We start from the raw sequence: 15,581 nt of genomic DNA on the forward strand, positions 1-15,581 counted from the left end.
ATTTTCTTTCTCTTACTTTTTCTTCACGTATTTTTTTGGATTTTTTTTGAATTCAACTTTACAGCTTTTACTACAAAAACCATAAATTTTCTTTTGATAAATTGCGGTATCTGTTAAGAATTGTGCGGTATTCATTCCACAAATAGGATCTTTCTCGTTTACAACTTTTACTTTTAGTTTTTGTTGAGCAAAAATTGAAAAAGAGATGATGAAGAATGTTAATGTTAATATTTTTTTCATTGTTATTGATTTTTAGATTGAAATAAATTGTAATTAAAAAAGAAACCTATTCTGTTTTTTACTTCGATTTCTCCCGAATTTAAATCAGAAAGTATAGGTTGAAAATATTCTATACCAAAATTAAATTTTCGAGCAGCTGCTTCTAATCCTAATTTCGCAAATTGAGCTTTTCCCTTAGATTTTGGAATCGTCTCCCCAAATTGTTCATTTTTATAATAAAGTTCGTTTTGAAAACCGACTTTTCCAAGTAATTTTAATTCATTGTTAATGAAAAGGTGTTGTAATTGAATTAATTGATTCCATTGATCTCCAAATTTGTATTTCTTCTTATTCTCTCCTTTCAAGTTGTAGTCTGTTACTAATTGTAAAGTCGAATTCTTATAAGCTAATTGGTAATTTATTGCAAACTGAGTATCCCAACTTCCTGTACCTAATTGAAAACTAGGATTGGTTGTTTCAGCATTTGCTTGATTAAATTTTGCGATTGGAATTTTTAAACCTATTGCAGCACTTAATCCATGTTTTAGCTCATTAGAACTTGTATTTGATTTAATGACTTTAACAATTCCCATCATATTTAAATCTCCAATACCAGAAATAGAAGAAGAGTTTTTACCTTCTTTATTATGAAAATGGTAAGGAATGCTAGCATTGATGTCAATTCTATTATTTATTGGAATTCTTGCCCATAATTGAATGGTATTGAATTGTTGTTTTTGTGTTCTTTTATTAGAAAAAGCATCTTCTTTAGCTTTATAAGATTGATGAAGGTAACGAATACCAACGAAATTTGAATTTATAAGATTTTCAATTCCATTTGAGGTTGAAGTTGCTGAACAACCACAAGCATCACAATCTAATTCTAAATCATATAAATGAGAGATTACAATAGAATCATTATCAGTATGTGCAAATAATGAAATGGGAGTAAATAATATAACGAAAAATAAATTGATATATAATTTCATTTGAATAGATTTAAAATTCTGCATAAGCAGGGTTATTAATAAATGAGTAATCAGTTAATGTTTTTAGAAAAGAAATAATTGCCTTTTTTTCTTCTTCTGTCATAGGAATTCCAATTCGATTATTTTGTTTGAGTTGAGAATCCAAATATTTATCATTTTGTACACCTTCTGAATAAAAATTCAAAACAGCTTCTAAACTATAGAATCGACCATCGTGCATATAGGGTTTGGTCATTTCAATATTTCTTAAACTTGGAACTCTAAACTTCATAAAGTCAGTCGAATCTAATGTTACACGATATAAACCTCCATCTTTGTATTGTTTATTATAATACATTCCTGAATTTCGAAAAGACTCATCTGTAAAAAGTGTTCCTTTATGACAGCTTGAACATTTCTGTTGAAAAAGTTGTAAACCTTTTTTTTCGGTTTCGTTTAAATCTGCCTCTTTCCTTAAATATTGATCATATTTAGAATCTTTTGATACAACTGAAGCCATAAACTGTCCTAATGCGCTGAGAATACGATTTGCATCTATTTTATCATCTCCAAAAGCATTTTTAAACATTTTTCGATAAGAAGAATCTGATGATAATTTCTTAATAATTTCGGGAAAAGTTGTATCCATTTCTTCTTCAGCTGTAATAGGAGAAATTGGTTGTTGAGCTAAATCATGAATAACGCCATCCCACATAAATCGATTTAGAAAAGCTAAATTTTGAATAGGAGGAGCATTTCGAATTCCTAATCGATCATCAATTCCATGACTAACAGGATGTCCGTGGTGAGTAAAGGCATTTTCTTGAATATGGCAAAAAGCACATGAAATAGTATTATTTCTAGATAATCGACCTTCATAAAATAGTTTTTTTCCTAACTCAACACCATTCTTAGTTAACGGATATTTATCTGTATCAAATGTTATTTTAGGAAAATAAGAAGGAATTTCTAATTGATAAGGTTCATCAACGATCTGTCCATAATCAATATCATCATCGTTACAACTTAGCAAGATGAATAAACTGAAAATGATTGTTATTATTTTATTCATTGTTTGTAGAATTATGCGGTGTTTATAAAACACCGCTATAAACTTTATTGATTTTTTTCGTCGTTATGTACATGATCAACTCGAAACATATTTTGTATATTTTCTGTTACCAATTGTGCAAAGTTGGAAGATCCCATAATATTATTGTTCGATTCATCTAATGTCAATTTATGGTTACCACTTAAATAGGTATTCAAATTTGCCATAATATGAATAGATGGCTTAATCTTAGAAGTTACTCGTGCAGATGTAGGTAAATCTAATGTTACTTCTTTATATAAATCTTGAACATTATTTTTGTTAATATCTCCCATATTTCCTGTGTGAGTTAAGAAGAAAGTATCAGTAGTAGTTTTGCCATAAAAACCTTCTATTTTAAAGAAAACATAACCAGCAGCCCAAGCCCAAGTCATTCCATTTTTCTTTGCTTTTTCCCAAAAAGTAGCTTGCCCAGTCTGTCCTAATAAATAAGCTTTCTGAGATACACCAAGTCCGAAACGTATTTTTGTATATTTATTTTGAGGGATATTATCCAAATTTAAATAAACGACATTAGCTATAGCAGAATCTTGATTAATAACAAAAGCGCCTTTGTCTGGATCGTTTTTATGATAATCAAATTCATTTCCTTTTTCATCAATTAATGTGATGTTAGAAATGATATATTTTAATGTTGTCAATTTATGTTTTTGTCCGTTTGATGAGGTTTGCGTTGTTTGATCTAAAACAATTCCTCCCAAATTATCAAATCCATTTTCAAACTTTAATTGAATTTTACCTGTTTCGGTAGATTTAATTTCAGAGAAATCATCATCGTTGTTGCAGGAAGTAAATAAAGTAAGTAATGCGATAAATGATAAGTTTAAAAAATATTTGATTGTTTTCATTGTAATAATTGTTTAATTTTTTTGAATAAAAATGCTGTTGGAAAACAATTATTGTTCTCCAATACTGAATATTTGTTCTATTAATTAAACAATTGGAGGTTTTAGATATTTAAAAACCCAATCGATAGAATAGGATGATAGCCAAAAGAATCGATGTTTTATTTTTACAATAAAATCTTGAATAAATGGAATATTTAAGGATTCGAAATGTATAAAAATTTCTGCAAATCGAATATTTTTTACTAAAACCGAATCAGATTCTTGTTCTGTTTCTTTTAGTTGCTTCGATAAATAACATTTTCCATTACATTGCATTTCTGGTCGCTCTTTATTGATACAATACTCATCAATAATCTTCTCCTGAGTACTAATGAATACAGTAAAAGGAATTAGTGATCGAAAACCAATTAAAAGCACGAACAATGCAATCAATAAACAATTGAAACTTTTGACAAATCTTATATGAAATGTCAACTTGATTAAATGTTAATGAGATAATAATTTGATAAACAAGAATTATTTATCAAATAGGAGGCTGAAGTTGTTGATCTAATTGATATTGAGTTTCGAAAGCTAATTCGATAGTCGAAATTTTTTCAATAGATTTTATGAAGGTAAATGTGTTAATTTCGAAGGTAGGTTGATAAATAAAATAATCAATTGCACGCAAAGAAACTTGAATTTTATTATCATCATTTTGTTCATCATTAACAGTCTTGGAAATTTGTTCTTTCAGATAACAAACTCCATTACACAATAATTCTGGACGCTCTATATTAACACAATATTCGTTAGAAATCTTATCATAATTTACCAAATAGTCAATAACAGGTAGCAATGGTCTACAAGTTATTAGAACAACAGTTAGTATGAAAAGGTAAGATTTCAATTCCTTAAAATTTTTATAAAATTAGACAGTTTTTATTTATTTTGAAAATGAAGATTATCAGTTTTTTCAGAAATTGAATTCAAGTTTCTTTTTATTGAAATGACATTAATGAAATAATCTTAAAAGGTTTATATTTTTTAGATTGAGAAAGATATCGTAACTTTGAATTAATCATTTTAGAATCAATTCATGGCAAATTTTATTGACATCTATAGAAGAAACAACCAATTGTGGTTGTTTTTGTCGTTGGCATATTTGCATGATGATACTTTCTTAAGAAGCTCGAAAGAGTTTATCAACTAATCCCTGTTACGACTCGAGACAGGGAACCTTCTATTTTTTTCAATTATCAATTATTTTCAATTTTCTGTAAGGAGATTTGTATCAAATTTTAGCGAATTTTATTTTCGGTTATTTGATATTTGAGTCTTAGAGAATCTTCTTCGAATGATTGAAAGTTTAACTAAGAATTTATCAAAATGACAACAAATATTATTTTAACAACAGGATTATACGATTTAATTAAAGACCATTTAAGAAGAAAAAAAGTAACAGCAGAACAAGAAAATATCTTAACAAAAGAATTGCGTCATGCAGAACAAATTTTGAGAAGAGATTTGGCTGATAATATTGTGACTGTTGGGAAAAAAGTAACAATAAAAGAATTAAATTCAAATCAAGAATATCAATTAAATTTTGTTAGCCCAGAAAAGGCAAAACCGAAAAAGAATCGTCATTCTATTTTAATGGACGAAGGTTTAGCAACAATTGGTTATAAAATTGGTGATGTAATTGAATGGCCAGCAAATGATGGCTCAAAAAAATATGAAATTCTGAATGTAGAAGCAGTTTCATAATTTGTCCAAAAGCATAATAAAAAAACCGAGCATTAGCTCGGTTTTTTATTGGTATATTTTCTGGAAAAATATTTTAAACATCTAAATGTGAAGCAGTAATTTTCTGACCATAAAAAATTGTTGTATTTGCTTCAAAACTTTTCGCATCATCTGTCGTATAAAATGTAAGATGCCCATTTTTTGAACATTGTGTTTCTACTTCGGGATGACGATGTAGATAGTCAGTTAATTTATTCGCGACCAATTCTCCTTGCGAAAGAATTGTTACATTTTCTGGTACATATTGCGAAATAACAGGAAGAAGAAGCGGATAATGTGTACAAGCCAATACAACTGTATCGATTTCGGATGATTGATCAAATAAGCGTTGAATATCTTTTTCTACAATATCGTGCGCAGCTTTGCTATCAATTTCATTATTCTCAACCAAAGGAACCCAAAGTGGACAAGCCAATTGAAAAACATCAATTGTTGAATGAAATTTGTTCATCTCGATTTTATACGATTCAGACAAAACAGTTCCTTGTGTAGCTAAAATTCCGACTTTGTTATTCTTTGTGTATTCATTTATCGATTCTGTTGTTGGGCGTATAACACCCAAAATTCTTTTGCCTTCGGGTAAATCATTTTGCTGAATTGTTCGTAAAGCCTTTGCAGAAGCTGTATTGCAAGCAAGTATAACCAAGTTACATCCCAAATCAAACAATTTAAAAACGCATTCTTTGGTGTATTCATAAACTGTCTCAAACGAGCGAATTCCATAAGGGCAACGAGCATTATCACCTAAATAGATATAATCGTATTGCGGAAGTTTTTTCTGTATTTCTTTGAAAACGGTTAATCCTCCATAACCAGAGTCAAAAACACCAATTGGTCCTTGCATATTCGCTTATTTTTGAAGCACAAATTTACAAAATGTATTAAGATGTTAGCGTAATAATTTGGTTTGAAAATTTACATATAATTAATAGAAATAATAAATTTTATAATCTATTCAACAATTGTTTGAATAAAATTATTTTCTTTTCTGCTTCCGTTTTTTATTTCGCCAAATTATAAAACCTGTAATAGGTAAACTTGCCACAATTATTGAAGAAGTAAAGGCTAATATTTTACCAAATAAACCTAATATTTGTCCTGTATGAATGTCGTACATTGAGTTTGCAAACTTTTTACCATTTGATAAATTCTCATTCATTAATTGAGAAACCTGAAATTGTTCCGAATCAAATTGATATTCGTCAACCGCATAATAACGCAAACTTTTATGATACGCTCTTATGGCCAAAGGATTTTTTTCGGGTACGGGTAAATAAATCCAATACATAGAAGCTGTTGGACTATTTTTTAAACTATAAGCATATGCAGAATCAACAATAGTGTAATTGTTTTCTAACATTTTTTTAGGTTGATAGACATATCCTTTTTCTTCATTTGGAAATGATTTTCCAAGATTAACGATTTGCATATATGAATTGCGAACAGGTTTGAAACTAAATGCAATACCTGATAAAGCGACAATAAATGCAATACTAAAAGCATAAAATCCCAGTACATTATGCAAATCATAATTGATACGTTTCCATTTTGCTTTGTATTTTATCGTTAACCCATTTTTAGCTTGTTTTCTCTTTTTGGGCCACCAAAGAATTAAACCGCTTATCATAATCATGATAAAAATAACAGTTGAAAAACCAATTATATTTTTTCCGATATCACCCAATAAAAGATTCATATGAATGTATTGTATCACCAAGAAAAAATCTTGTTTCATATTTTCTTGATGTAAAATTTTCCCTGAATATGGATTAATATACACAAAGTAAGATTCTTTTTTATCATCCATCGTCATCACAACCGTTGATCGATCTTTATCCATATACATCACTCGAAGCACAACATGTTTAGGATTTTTGTCTTGTACTTTATGGATAATTTTACTTGGTTTTATGAATGGTTGATGAACAATCTCGACTTTTCTATAATCAAAAAGAGTATCTTTTATTTCATCTTGAAAACAAAATATAGCTCCTGTTATTGCCACAATACAAACAATAATACCTGTAAATAATCCAAACCATTTGTGAAAGAAGAGAAAATATTTTTTCATTAATAAAAATTAATTTAGAATAAATAAAAATTATATTTGCAGCAAATATAAATTATTTAAAAACACACTATGAAAAAAAATATCATCTGTTTAACAATTTTATTGGGGAGTGCCTCGCTGTCATATGCCCAAACGAATGATAGTATATCCACAGATTTGAATGATGTTGTGGTAGTTGCTTCAAGAAAACCTACTAAAATATCTGATTTGGCAGGAACTGTTTGGGTGATCAATCAAGAACAAATTGCACAACAAGCTAAAAATGGTGTTCCATTAAAAGAAGCTTTAGCGATTATGATTCCAGGGATGGATGTTGGTTCGCAAGGAAGATCAAATTATGGTCAAAATATGCGTGGACGTTCAATGCTGGTGATGATAGATGGAGTTTCTTTAAACAGTATCCGTAACATAAGTCGTCAATTAGATGCAATTGATCCGTTTAATATCGAAAGAGTTGAGGTTTTATCTGGTGCAAGCGCAATTTATGGCGGAAATGCGACAGGTGGTATTGTCAACATTGTGACGAAAAAAGCACTAAAAAATGGAATTAGTGGCGAAACAGAACTTGGTTTACGTACAGGTTTTTCAGGAAGTGATGATCATGATTGGCGCGTTGCTCAATCTATTGGTTACAAAAATGATAAATTTACGGGACGTTTGGCTGTTGCATTTCAACAAAATGGTGGAGCTTATGATGCAGATGGAGATCAAATATTTGCAGATATTTCGCAATTAGATTTACAATATAATCAATCTATTGATGTGTTGGCAACAGCAGGTTATAAATTCAATCCGAAGCATCAAATCAATGGATCTGTGCAATATTATCGTTCAAAATATAATGGAGATCGTAGTTTATATTTAGGTGAAAACATTAGTGTTTTAACCAAAGGAGATGCTTCTGTTTTGGAAATGCGAGATGGTTTTGATACGGATAAAAATCCAGGAACAGAGCGTGTAATGGGAACATTGAGTTATAATGGAACGAATATTTTAGGAGGGCAAGACGTTTATGTTCAATTTGCTTCTCGTGTTGAGAAATTAGGATTTTACCCATTTCCAGGTAATTTAACGTTGCCTTCTGGGACAAGTCCTTATATGTCGGCTTCTCAACAGGATACGTATTATTCGGGTCTAAAAGCTGTTTTGGTAAAAGATTGGGGGAAATTGAAATTAACATATGGTGTAGACGCTGACTTTGAAAAGTTTGAAGGTCAACAAAATGTATTTGATTCTCAGAAATCATTATCAAGTGGAGGAATGATTAATCACACTGTTTTAACAATTGATCGTTATCCAACCAATCATTCTACAAGTTTTGCAGGATATGCGCAAGCTGAGTATGATATTTTACCTCAATTGAAAGTTTCGGGAGGAATTCGTTACCAAGATATTTCGATTAAGTTGGATGATTTTGTTGGTTCTACTCAACAATTGCAAATCGCAAATGGTTATGGAAACAGCGCCGATTATATTCCAGGCGGAAAAAGTAGCTATAATATGACGATGCTAAATGCTGGTTTGTTGTATAAAATTAATGAATTGAACCAAGTTTGGACAACTTATTCACAAGGAGTTTCGTTGGCTGATCCATCAAAATTTTATGGATATGGAAATTATAAATTTAATTCTGCAACCAATAATTGGGATTTAAGTTCGAGTGTCAATGTAAAAGATTCTCCTCTTTCTGGTGTGAAAACAGGACAATTTGAACTTGGTTATCGTTTCAGAACAAATAATGGATTTAAAGGACAAATCTCTGGATTTATCAGTAATTCCGATAAAAATATTGCTTTAAAACGTGATGGATTAAATCTTTGGGTAGAAGTAGTTGATCAGAAATTAAGAAATATGGGCGTAGAAACAGAGGTTTCTTACACGAACGGAGGATTTTATGTTGGAGCAAATACATTGTTAATCAAATCTGAAGTGGAGAAAAATGGTGATTGGCAAAAACAAGACGTTTCAACTTCTGGACCTTCTAAATTTACAGCTTACGCAGGTTATGGATTTGATAATTGGAATTTTAGATTTCAAACTTTACAAAGTTTCAAATACACAGATGGTTTGGAAAATGTGATTGATTCATACAATACATCAGATTTAATGATTGCTTACAAATTACCTTTCGGTAAAATTAATTTAGGTGTTCAGAATATTTTTAATACCGATTATCAAACAATTTGGAGTGCAAAATCACAAGTTTTGTATAGTGCATATAAAGTTCCAGAATTGTTTTATTACGCTGGACGAGGAAGAACTTTTAATCTAAGTTTTACATACAATTTTTAATTTATGACAAGCGAATCTTTTGATTCGCTTTTTTCTTGAAAATATTTTTTAGATAGGAAATATTGAAAACTGTACTAGAAAGTTTTGTGTATTTCATTTATAAAGAAAACTAAACAAGAAAATGTATTAAAACCTTTTCAAATATGGTTATTGGCTTAATGATTGCAATTGAATTTATAAATAAAGTTTCTCACAAAAAGAATGAATTATGAAGCAATTAAATAAAAAAATGATCTCAGGTTTAGCGTTAGCAGGTTTGGGAGGGTTGACTTATGCTTGGTTGAATTGTCGAAAAGTTAAAATCCCGGATTATGTTACAGCGGTCGAAAATTTTGATCCGCAACAATACATGGGAAAGTGGTATGAAATTGCACGATTAGATTTCAAATATGAAAAAAATATGAGTCATGTAACTGCGACTTATTTTTTGAATAAGAAAGGTGTAATAGAAGTTCATAACAGAGGTTTTGATGATAAAGAAAACCAATGGACAGAAGCTCATGGAAAAGTTAAGTTGAACGGAGAAGAGGGGAAAGGAGCTTTAAAAGTTAGTTTCTTTGGACCATTTTATTCAGGATATAATGTAGTGTTGATGGATCCTAATTATGAAACAGCTTTGGTTTTTGGTGAAAGTCATGATTATATGTGGATTTTATCACGACAAAAAACAATTTCGGAAGAAACAAAACAAAAGTTTCTTTTGTATGCAGAAGAAAAAGGATATGCGATAGAGGAACTTACTTGGACTGTACAAGAATAAGTTGATAAATATAGTTTCATCTCAAAGGGCTAATTTNNAAATTAGCCCTTTGAGATGAATGATGAATATATTATTCTGCTAATGGATTAATTTGATCTGCTGTAGGAAAATCTTGCCCTGTATTACCGATCGTTTTGTTTAAATCAAATTTTGCAGCATCAGACATATTAGCACCACCCGCTAATTTTGCTTTGTCTAATAAATCGAGTGCTAATTTTTCTTCTTCACGTTGTTCAGCAACCAACCATTGTAAGAAATTCCATGTTGCCCAATCTTCTTCCTCCATACTCATTTTTACAATTTTGTAAATGGATTCGGTATTTTCGATTTCTTGTTTTAAAACAGCTTGAAAACACTCTAATACATTTTTAGGTTCAGGTCCAGGTTTTTTTATGGCTTCAATTTTTACAGTTCCACCACGTTCTTGAACATATTCTATAATTTTAGCCATATGTACGCGCTCTTCCTGAGAGTGTTTCATCATAAAATTTTTGACTCCGTCCAATTGATTTTCATCTGCCCAACATGCAAGCATTAGATAAATTTGTGCCGAAAAAGCTTCTAATGTAATTTGATCATTTAGTGCTTTTTGTAATGTTTTAGAAATTCTTGTTGTATTCATTTTTAAGGGTTATTTAAGTTGAGAATATTGAATGGAATTTTCGCACCAAACCCAATTTTTGAATGTTAATACTTTCTAAAATATTGATATTTAGATTCGTTTCAAATATTTTGATAACATTAAACCTTACTTCTTATTATAAAAATCAATTTGTCGTTGAATTGTTTTTTCGGTTTGAATAATGTCTAATATTAAAATTTTGATAGTTTCTTTTTTGTTCTTTTCTGTTTCATAAAAGTTGGAGTATAAGAAATTCATGAAAAATTCTGTTTTGTTCTTTAATATGTCTTTTTGTTCTTCAATATTAGACAAAGAAGTGATTTTATCATAATTTATCAAGTCTATTTTGGAAGTTGAAACTGATTTCCAAGCGCTTGTTTTAATCTGAGGAATAAACACACCTTTACATTTCATTGTGACACCCAAAATGTTAACACTTTTGTTATCAGCATAGTATTCAAGCGAATCAACATAAGAATTTTGCAATGGAATATTGTATTTTATTTCTTCCGTTGTTTCATTCAATTCACTTTTTATCGTTGAAAAAACTTGATTAATATACACTTGGTCTTTTCTATTTGTGTTCCAATTGTCAATAAACAGTGCAATCAAAATACCTACGGTTACAGGAATAATTTCTTTGATAAATTGAATTGAATAATTTTCTAATGCTTTCTTCATTAAATTTAGTTCTTGTTAATTTATATTGATGTGTTAAATCAAACAAATATCTCATATTCATCGGAATGCACCATAACTATTTTTATATTTTTTGATAAATAGTGGCGAAATTTAAAGGTTAACAATTAAGTTGATATTTTTGAGATTTGTATTAAGTTTAATTTGCTCTGTTTTGTTCCTCGAAATTCACTTTTTTGTTGTTTTCTTTCACTTTGTTATTTCCAAAATTGTATGTTAAACTAAGTTTGAAACCTCGGTAATCATTGTATTGATTAAACTCCGAACGATAATCGCCATTATACGAATACCCTTTGTTTTTAATCGTTTTGAATACATCATTTACCACAAAATTAGCTTGTAATTTTTTATCGAAAAACGAAGCTTTAATGCCTGGCGAAAATTCCAATTGATCTTGCAGTTTTATGTTGGCATACGTGAACGGAAGCGAATGCCAGAAGTTTAGCATCAAAAACCACGTTTTATTCTCATTTAATGTAATAGTGTTGTAAAAGGTATATGACATCGAATAAACTTTCAGTTTTTCCAATTCAGAAATGGTCGGTTTTGTGATTGTATAAGATGCATTTGCATTGATTGAGGTTTCCCAAATTTTGAAAAATGTGTTGTAATATCCAATATTGAATCCCGTTCTGTTTTGGTCATAACTATTTTCTATTACATTGCTGTAAATTCCGTCCGAAAAACGTGCAATATTCGATGTGTTATTTTGGCTAAATTGATTGTAAAGTCCAAATGTAAATTTTCCTTTGTACGAATAATTTAGTTCAATATTATCATTAAATGATGGTTGTAATTTAGGATTTCCTGTGTAATACATATACGGATTCGTGTACCAACGGAATGGATTTAAAGATTGAAAATTGGGACGATTTATTCTTTTGGAATAATTGATACTGAACGAATGATTTGTAGTTGGTTTGTAACTGATATAAGCTGTAGGAAATAATTTTCCGTAGTTCTTTTTCAGACTGCTGTTTTCGTCATTTGGTGTAAAACCTTCTAGCGAAGTGTATTCGTATCGTAAACCAGCTTTTGCTGACCATTTTTGATTGAAATCTTTTTGAAAGCTAACATAAGCCGCATAATTGTGTTCTTTGTAATGAAAAATATTGCTATTCGATGGGTTCAAAACAAAATCTGATTCATCAAATTCATAGTATTCCACATTCGATTTGTTATCCAATAGTGTATATTTTGCTCCAGTTTCTATGTTCAGCCATTTGTAAGGAAGCGTAAGATCTGATTGTACCGAATAAATCGCATATTTCATTTTACTATTATTTCGAACAATAGCATTATGCTGATTCGTGTTGTTAAAAGTATTTAAATTGTTGATTTTATTAGGACTATCGTTCAAGTAATTCGCTGTAAAACTTAGTTTTTTACCAATGCTGTCCAATTTTATGTCATAATAAGTATTCAAAGTATGTGTTGGTGTTGTCCAACGTTGTTTTTGAAGGGTTACTAATGTAGAATCTATAATAGAATTTGTTTCATAATGGCTTAGTCCATCCGTCTTCATATTATAATGCTGATTGGAATAGTCGTAAATAAGACCGATGTTTTGTTTCTCATTTATTTTATAATCAAGGCTGTAGTTTAACCCAAAACCATCGGGCGTATCTTTTCTTGTTTCCGAGTTGTAGACACTGTTTGTTTTGCTTAAAAGATCTCGAGTTCCAACGGCTTTATAAGCCATATCAAATTGCCTTAATTTCAACGAAGTGCTTAATTTTTTCGATTGATAATTAAGCGTTCCGCCCGTTCTGAAACCACTGTAAGAATTTTTTTGATACGAAGAATTTACACTCCCGCTCCAGCCAATATTAGGATTTTTCTTTAGAATAATATTAATAATTCCACTATTTCCTTGTGCTTCATATTTTGAAGGAGGAGTTGTAATGATTTCAATTTTCGCAATATCATCAGAACGAAGCGATTGTAGATAATTAGTAAGTTCGCTTCCTGATAAATTAAGCATTCTGTCATTCACCATAACCGAAACATTTCCTTTTCCTACAATAGAAATATTATCATTCAGTACATTCACCATTGGTGTGTTTCGTAAAGCGTCCAAAGCAGACATTCCTTGCGAAGCAATAGAATTTTCGATATTACAAACCAGACGATCAACTTTCTGTTCAATTAGTTTCTTTTTTGCTGTAACCGTTGCACCTTCTAAAGTTGTAGCATCTTGAATTTTGATAAGTCCTAAGTCTTTATCTTGTTTAATTTCTATTTCTTCTGAATAAAATTCTACGCCAAACTGTTCTATTTTAAGTAAATAATTTCCAGCATCTGTTTTCATAGAAAATAATCCCAGACTATCTGTATATGCTTGATTGATAAGTAAACTATCATTTTTAAAAAGAAGAATATCAGCAAATTCAAGTGCTTTATCATGTTGATTGATCACTTTTCCATTTATCGAAAATTGTTGTCCAAAAACTGATGAACAAAAGCTGAAGGCAATCAAATAGCAGCTAATAAAAATAAGATTTTTCATATGTTGTATTTTATTTATAACAAAGAAAAAGTATAGAACAAAGAAAAAATTGTAAAAATCGTGCAGCTTAATGTTGCGCATAAATCCAAGCCAATTGTTCTTGTTGAATGCTTGTTTTATTTCTTAATTGATTGGGCGATTGTCCCGTAATTTCTTTAAAATCGCGGATAAAATGAGATTGATCGGTGTAATTATTTTGGTAAGCGATATGCGTAAGTTTTTCTTTTTCGAAATGGAGAATAGAATTTAGCGCTTTTCTAAATCGAACTGTTTTCAAAAAAGTTTTTGGACTTTGCCCAATTTGATTCATAAACAGGCGATACAAGGTCGATTCATTCATCGAAAGATTTTTGGCTAAAGGACCAACTTTTAATTCATCTGTTTGTTGAATAAGGTATAAGATTTCTTTAGTTTTAGTATTTAAATAATCTTGATTTAAGCTTTTCAATAATATATGTTCGAGCATTGAAATTCTTTTCAACGAATTCTTTTCCTCAAATAATTGTTCTGTAAAATCTGTTGCAAATTTTGGGAAAATCATTTCGAAAACTTCATCACTTTTAATTAATTCATCGTACGAAATATTTGTAAATAAGCGTAACGCAGCTGGATGAAAAATGATGCAAACTTCATCTAAAGAAGCATCAATGCTTACATTAAGATTAGATTCGTGAAATCCTGATAAATAACTTTTGTATGTAGCATTTCCTTTTAAGGTAAAAAGATGTTTGTTTGTTTTATTCTGTTCGAGAATGATTTTATTCTGTTTGTAAATGGCAAGACACAAATTGGTGTTAGGGAAAGTTGAATAGTCAATCTTTTCATCTTTTTTAGATTTGAAAAGGATGAAATACTGAACGATATTTTTTAATTCAGGATGATGAGGTTGTATAATTTCGGTTTTCATAAACGTACACGTAATAAAATCAATTTTAGCGAATAACACGTTGATAGCGTGTTCTATTCTATAGACGCTTTTGTTTGATGTATGTTACCTGTAAGTTCGAATTATTTTAATATTATGCTTGAGGAATTAAAAATTATATGCAAATCCTGCATTTCCATATATGTTATACATTTTGAATGAAATGGCTTCGAAATTCTTTTTGAAAACCTGTTTGTGAGCCATTGTTACATCAAAAAATAAACTGAAATGATTCTTTAATTTATATTCAGTTCCTAGTTGGCTTCCAAATTGAAAAGGACTTAAATAATCAGAAAAATCGTACAAACCTTTTGCTGTGTTTTCAAATGTTGTAGGTTCACCGATTGGACTTCCTTCTCTAAAAACACCATCGTAAATATATCCTGAAAAAGATTTATCAATCAAGGCAGAAAAGTAAAATCCGCCATATAAATTCCATTTTGTAGACGCGTTCCATACCAATAGAACCGGCATAGAGACATAAGCATTATCCATTTCGGTAATGACATGTCCTGTAAAAAAGCCTTTGGTTTGTGCTCCAGTATCGTTTTGTATTTGTGTGTAATAGTTCTTTACTTTCGCTTGTGTTTTCATTCCACGACCTTCTACGTTTAATCCGACACGAACACCTAATTCACGTTTATCGTTGAGCCACTTTGTTGCATTTATACCTATTCCTAATTGCAAAGTAGGGTTATAGCTTTCAATTTTTCGGATTTCAGCAGGCATTCCAATCGGTGAAGCTCCTCCAATGTGGGTACGTCATATCCTC

The 15,581-nt window shown here is 30.1% G+C and carries 16 protein-coding genes; 3 read left to right on the forward strand and 13 right to left on the reverse strand.

The features are described 5' to 3' along the window. Nucleotides 1-12: 12 nt before the first annotated feature. The 6 genes from B3M86_RS08880 to B3M86_RS08905 form a co-directional block, all read right to left on the reverse strand. Nucleotides 13-240 (reverse strand): YHS domain-containing protein, encoded by a 228-nt coding sequence (locus B3M86_RS08880; RefSeq protein WP_038334051.1) that lies wholly within the window; start codon nt 238-240, stop codon nt 13-15. A 2-nt stretch (nt 241-242) separates the two neighbouring features. Next, the gene (locus B3M86_RS08885) at nt 243-1,232 is read right to left on the reverse strand and encodes a hypothetical protein (RefSeq protein ID WP_291079016.1); all 990 of its coding nucleotides are present in this window, start codon (nt 1,230-1,232) and stop codon (nt 243-245) included. Continuing rightward, nucleotides 1,219-2,259, reverse strand: a complete 1,041-nt coding sequence (locus B3M86_RS08890) for a cytochrome-c peroxidase (RefSeq protein WP_291076730.1) — start codon at nt 2,257-2,259, stop codon at nt 1,219-1,221. The genes B3M86_RS08885 and B3M86_RS08890 overlap by 14 nt, the downstream gene beginning before the upstream one ends. 44 nt (nt 2,260-2,303) lie before the next feature. Then, nucleotides 2,304-3,146, reverse strand: a complete 843-nt coding sequence (locus tag B3M86_RS08895) for an MbnP family protein (RefSeq protein ID WP_291076728.1) — start codon at nt 3,144-3,146, stop codon at nt 2,304-2,306. Nucleotides 3,147-3,230: 84 nt separating this feature from the next. Continuing rightward, complete coding sequence (locus B3M86_RS08900) at nt 3,231-3,578, reverse strand: hypothetical protein (protein WP_291062802.1); 348 nt, start codon at nt 3,576-3,578, stop codon at nt 3,231-3,233. A 91-nt stretch (nt 3,579-3,669) separates the two neighbouring features. After that, nucleotides 3,670-3,984 (reverse strand): hypothetical protein, encoded by a 315-nt coding sequence (locus tag B3M86_RS08905; protein WP_219034535.1) that lies wholly within the window; start codon nt 3,982-3,984, stop codon nt 3,670-3,672. 530 nt (nt 3,985-4,514) lie between these two features. On the opposite strand from B3M86_RS08905, the gene B3M86_RS08910 reads away from it, so the two are divergent. Further along, nucleotides 4,515-4,892 (forward strand): GreA/GreB family elongation factor, encoded by a 378-nt coding sequence (locus tag B3M86_RS08910; RefSeq protein WP_125350614.1) that lies wholly within the window; start codon nt 4,515-4,517, stop codon nt 4,890-4,892. A gap of 73 nt (nt 4,893-4,965) precedes the next feature. On the opposite strand, the gene murI is transcribed toward B3M86_RS08910, so the two are convergent. Together murI and B3M86_RS08920 are read right to left on the reverse strand one after the other, a co-directional pair. Then, entirely contained in the window at nt 4,966-5,775 is an 810-nt protein-coding gene (gene murI, locus B3M86_RS08915; RefSeq protein ID WP_219034534.1) for a glutamate racemase, read from the reverse strand. Between the two features lie 132 nt (nt 5,776-5,907). Next, nucleotides 5,908-7,002, reverse strand: coding sequence for a PepSY-associated TM helix domain-containing protein (locus B3M86_RS08920; protein ID WP_219034533.1), 1,095 nt, complete (start codon nt 7,000-7,002; stop codon nt 5,908-5,910). A gap of 69 nt (nt 7,003-7,071) precedes the next feature. Between B3M86_RS08920 and B3M86_RS08925 the strand changes: the two genes are divergently transcribed. After that, on the forward strand, nt 7,072-9,294 hold the full coding sequence (locus B3M86_RS08925; protein WP_291076726.1) for a TonB-dependent receptor: 2,223 nt from the start codon (nt 7,072-7,074) through the stop codon (nt 9,292-9,294). Nucleotides 9,295-9,502: 208 nt separating this feature from the next. Continuing rightward, nucleotides 9,503-10,054, forward strand: a complete 552-nt coding sequence (locus B3M86_RS08930; RefSeq protein WP_038334090.1) for a lipocalin family protein — start codon at nt 9,503-9,505, stop codon at nt 10,052-10,054. Nucleotides 10,055-10,124: 70 nt separating this feature from the next. On the opposite strand, the gene B3M86_RS08935 is transcribed toward B3M86_RS08930, so the two are convergent. The 5 genes from B3M86_RS08935 to B3M86_RS08955 form a co-directional block, all read right to left on the reverse strand. Continuing rightward, on the reverse strand, nt 10,125-10,676 hold the full coding sequence (locus B3M86_RS08935) for a ferritin (protein ID WP_038334091.1): 552 nt from the start codon (nt 10,674-10,676) through the stop codon (nt 10,125-10,127). A gap of 126 nt (nt 10,677-10,802) precedes the next feature. Beyond that, a complete protein-coding gene (locus B3M86_RS08940; protein ID WP_219034422.1) occupies nt 10,803-11,357 on the reverse strand; it encodes a hypothetical protein in 555 nt (184 codons plus the stop codon). Nucleotides 11,358-11,514: 157 nt separating this feature from the next. Next, nucleotides 11,515-13,884 (reverse strand): TonB-dependent receptor domain-containing protein, encoded by a 2,370-nt coding sequence (locus B3M86_RS08945; RefSeq protein WP_291076725.1) that lies wholly within the window; start codon nt 13,882-13,884, stop codon nt 11,515-11,517. Nucleotides 13,885-13,951: 67 nt separating this feature from the next. Beyond that, nucleotides 13,952-14,791: an AraC family transcriptional regulator gene (locus B3M86_RS08950; RefSeq protein WP_291047162.1), complete on the reverse strand. Its 840-nt coding sequence runs from the start codon at nt 14,789-14,791 to the stop codon at nt 13,952-13,954. A 126-nt stretch (nt 14,792-14,917) separates the two neighbouring features. After that, the gene (locus tag B3M86_RS08955) at nt 14,918-15,562 is read right to left on the reverse strand and encodes a porin family protein (protein WP_286495437.1); all 645 of its coding nucleotides are present in this window, start codon (nt 15,560-15,562) and stop codon (nt 14,918-14,920) included. Nucleotides 15,563-15,581 lie beyond the last annotated feature (19 nt).

Source organism: Empedobacter sp. UBA6305 (assembly GCF_002440405.1).
In the GTDB taxonomy this organism is placed as follows: Bacteria; Bacteroidota; Bacteroidia; order Flavobacteriales; family Weeksellaceae; genus Empedobacter; species Empedobacter falsenii_B.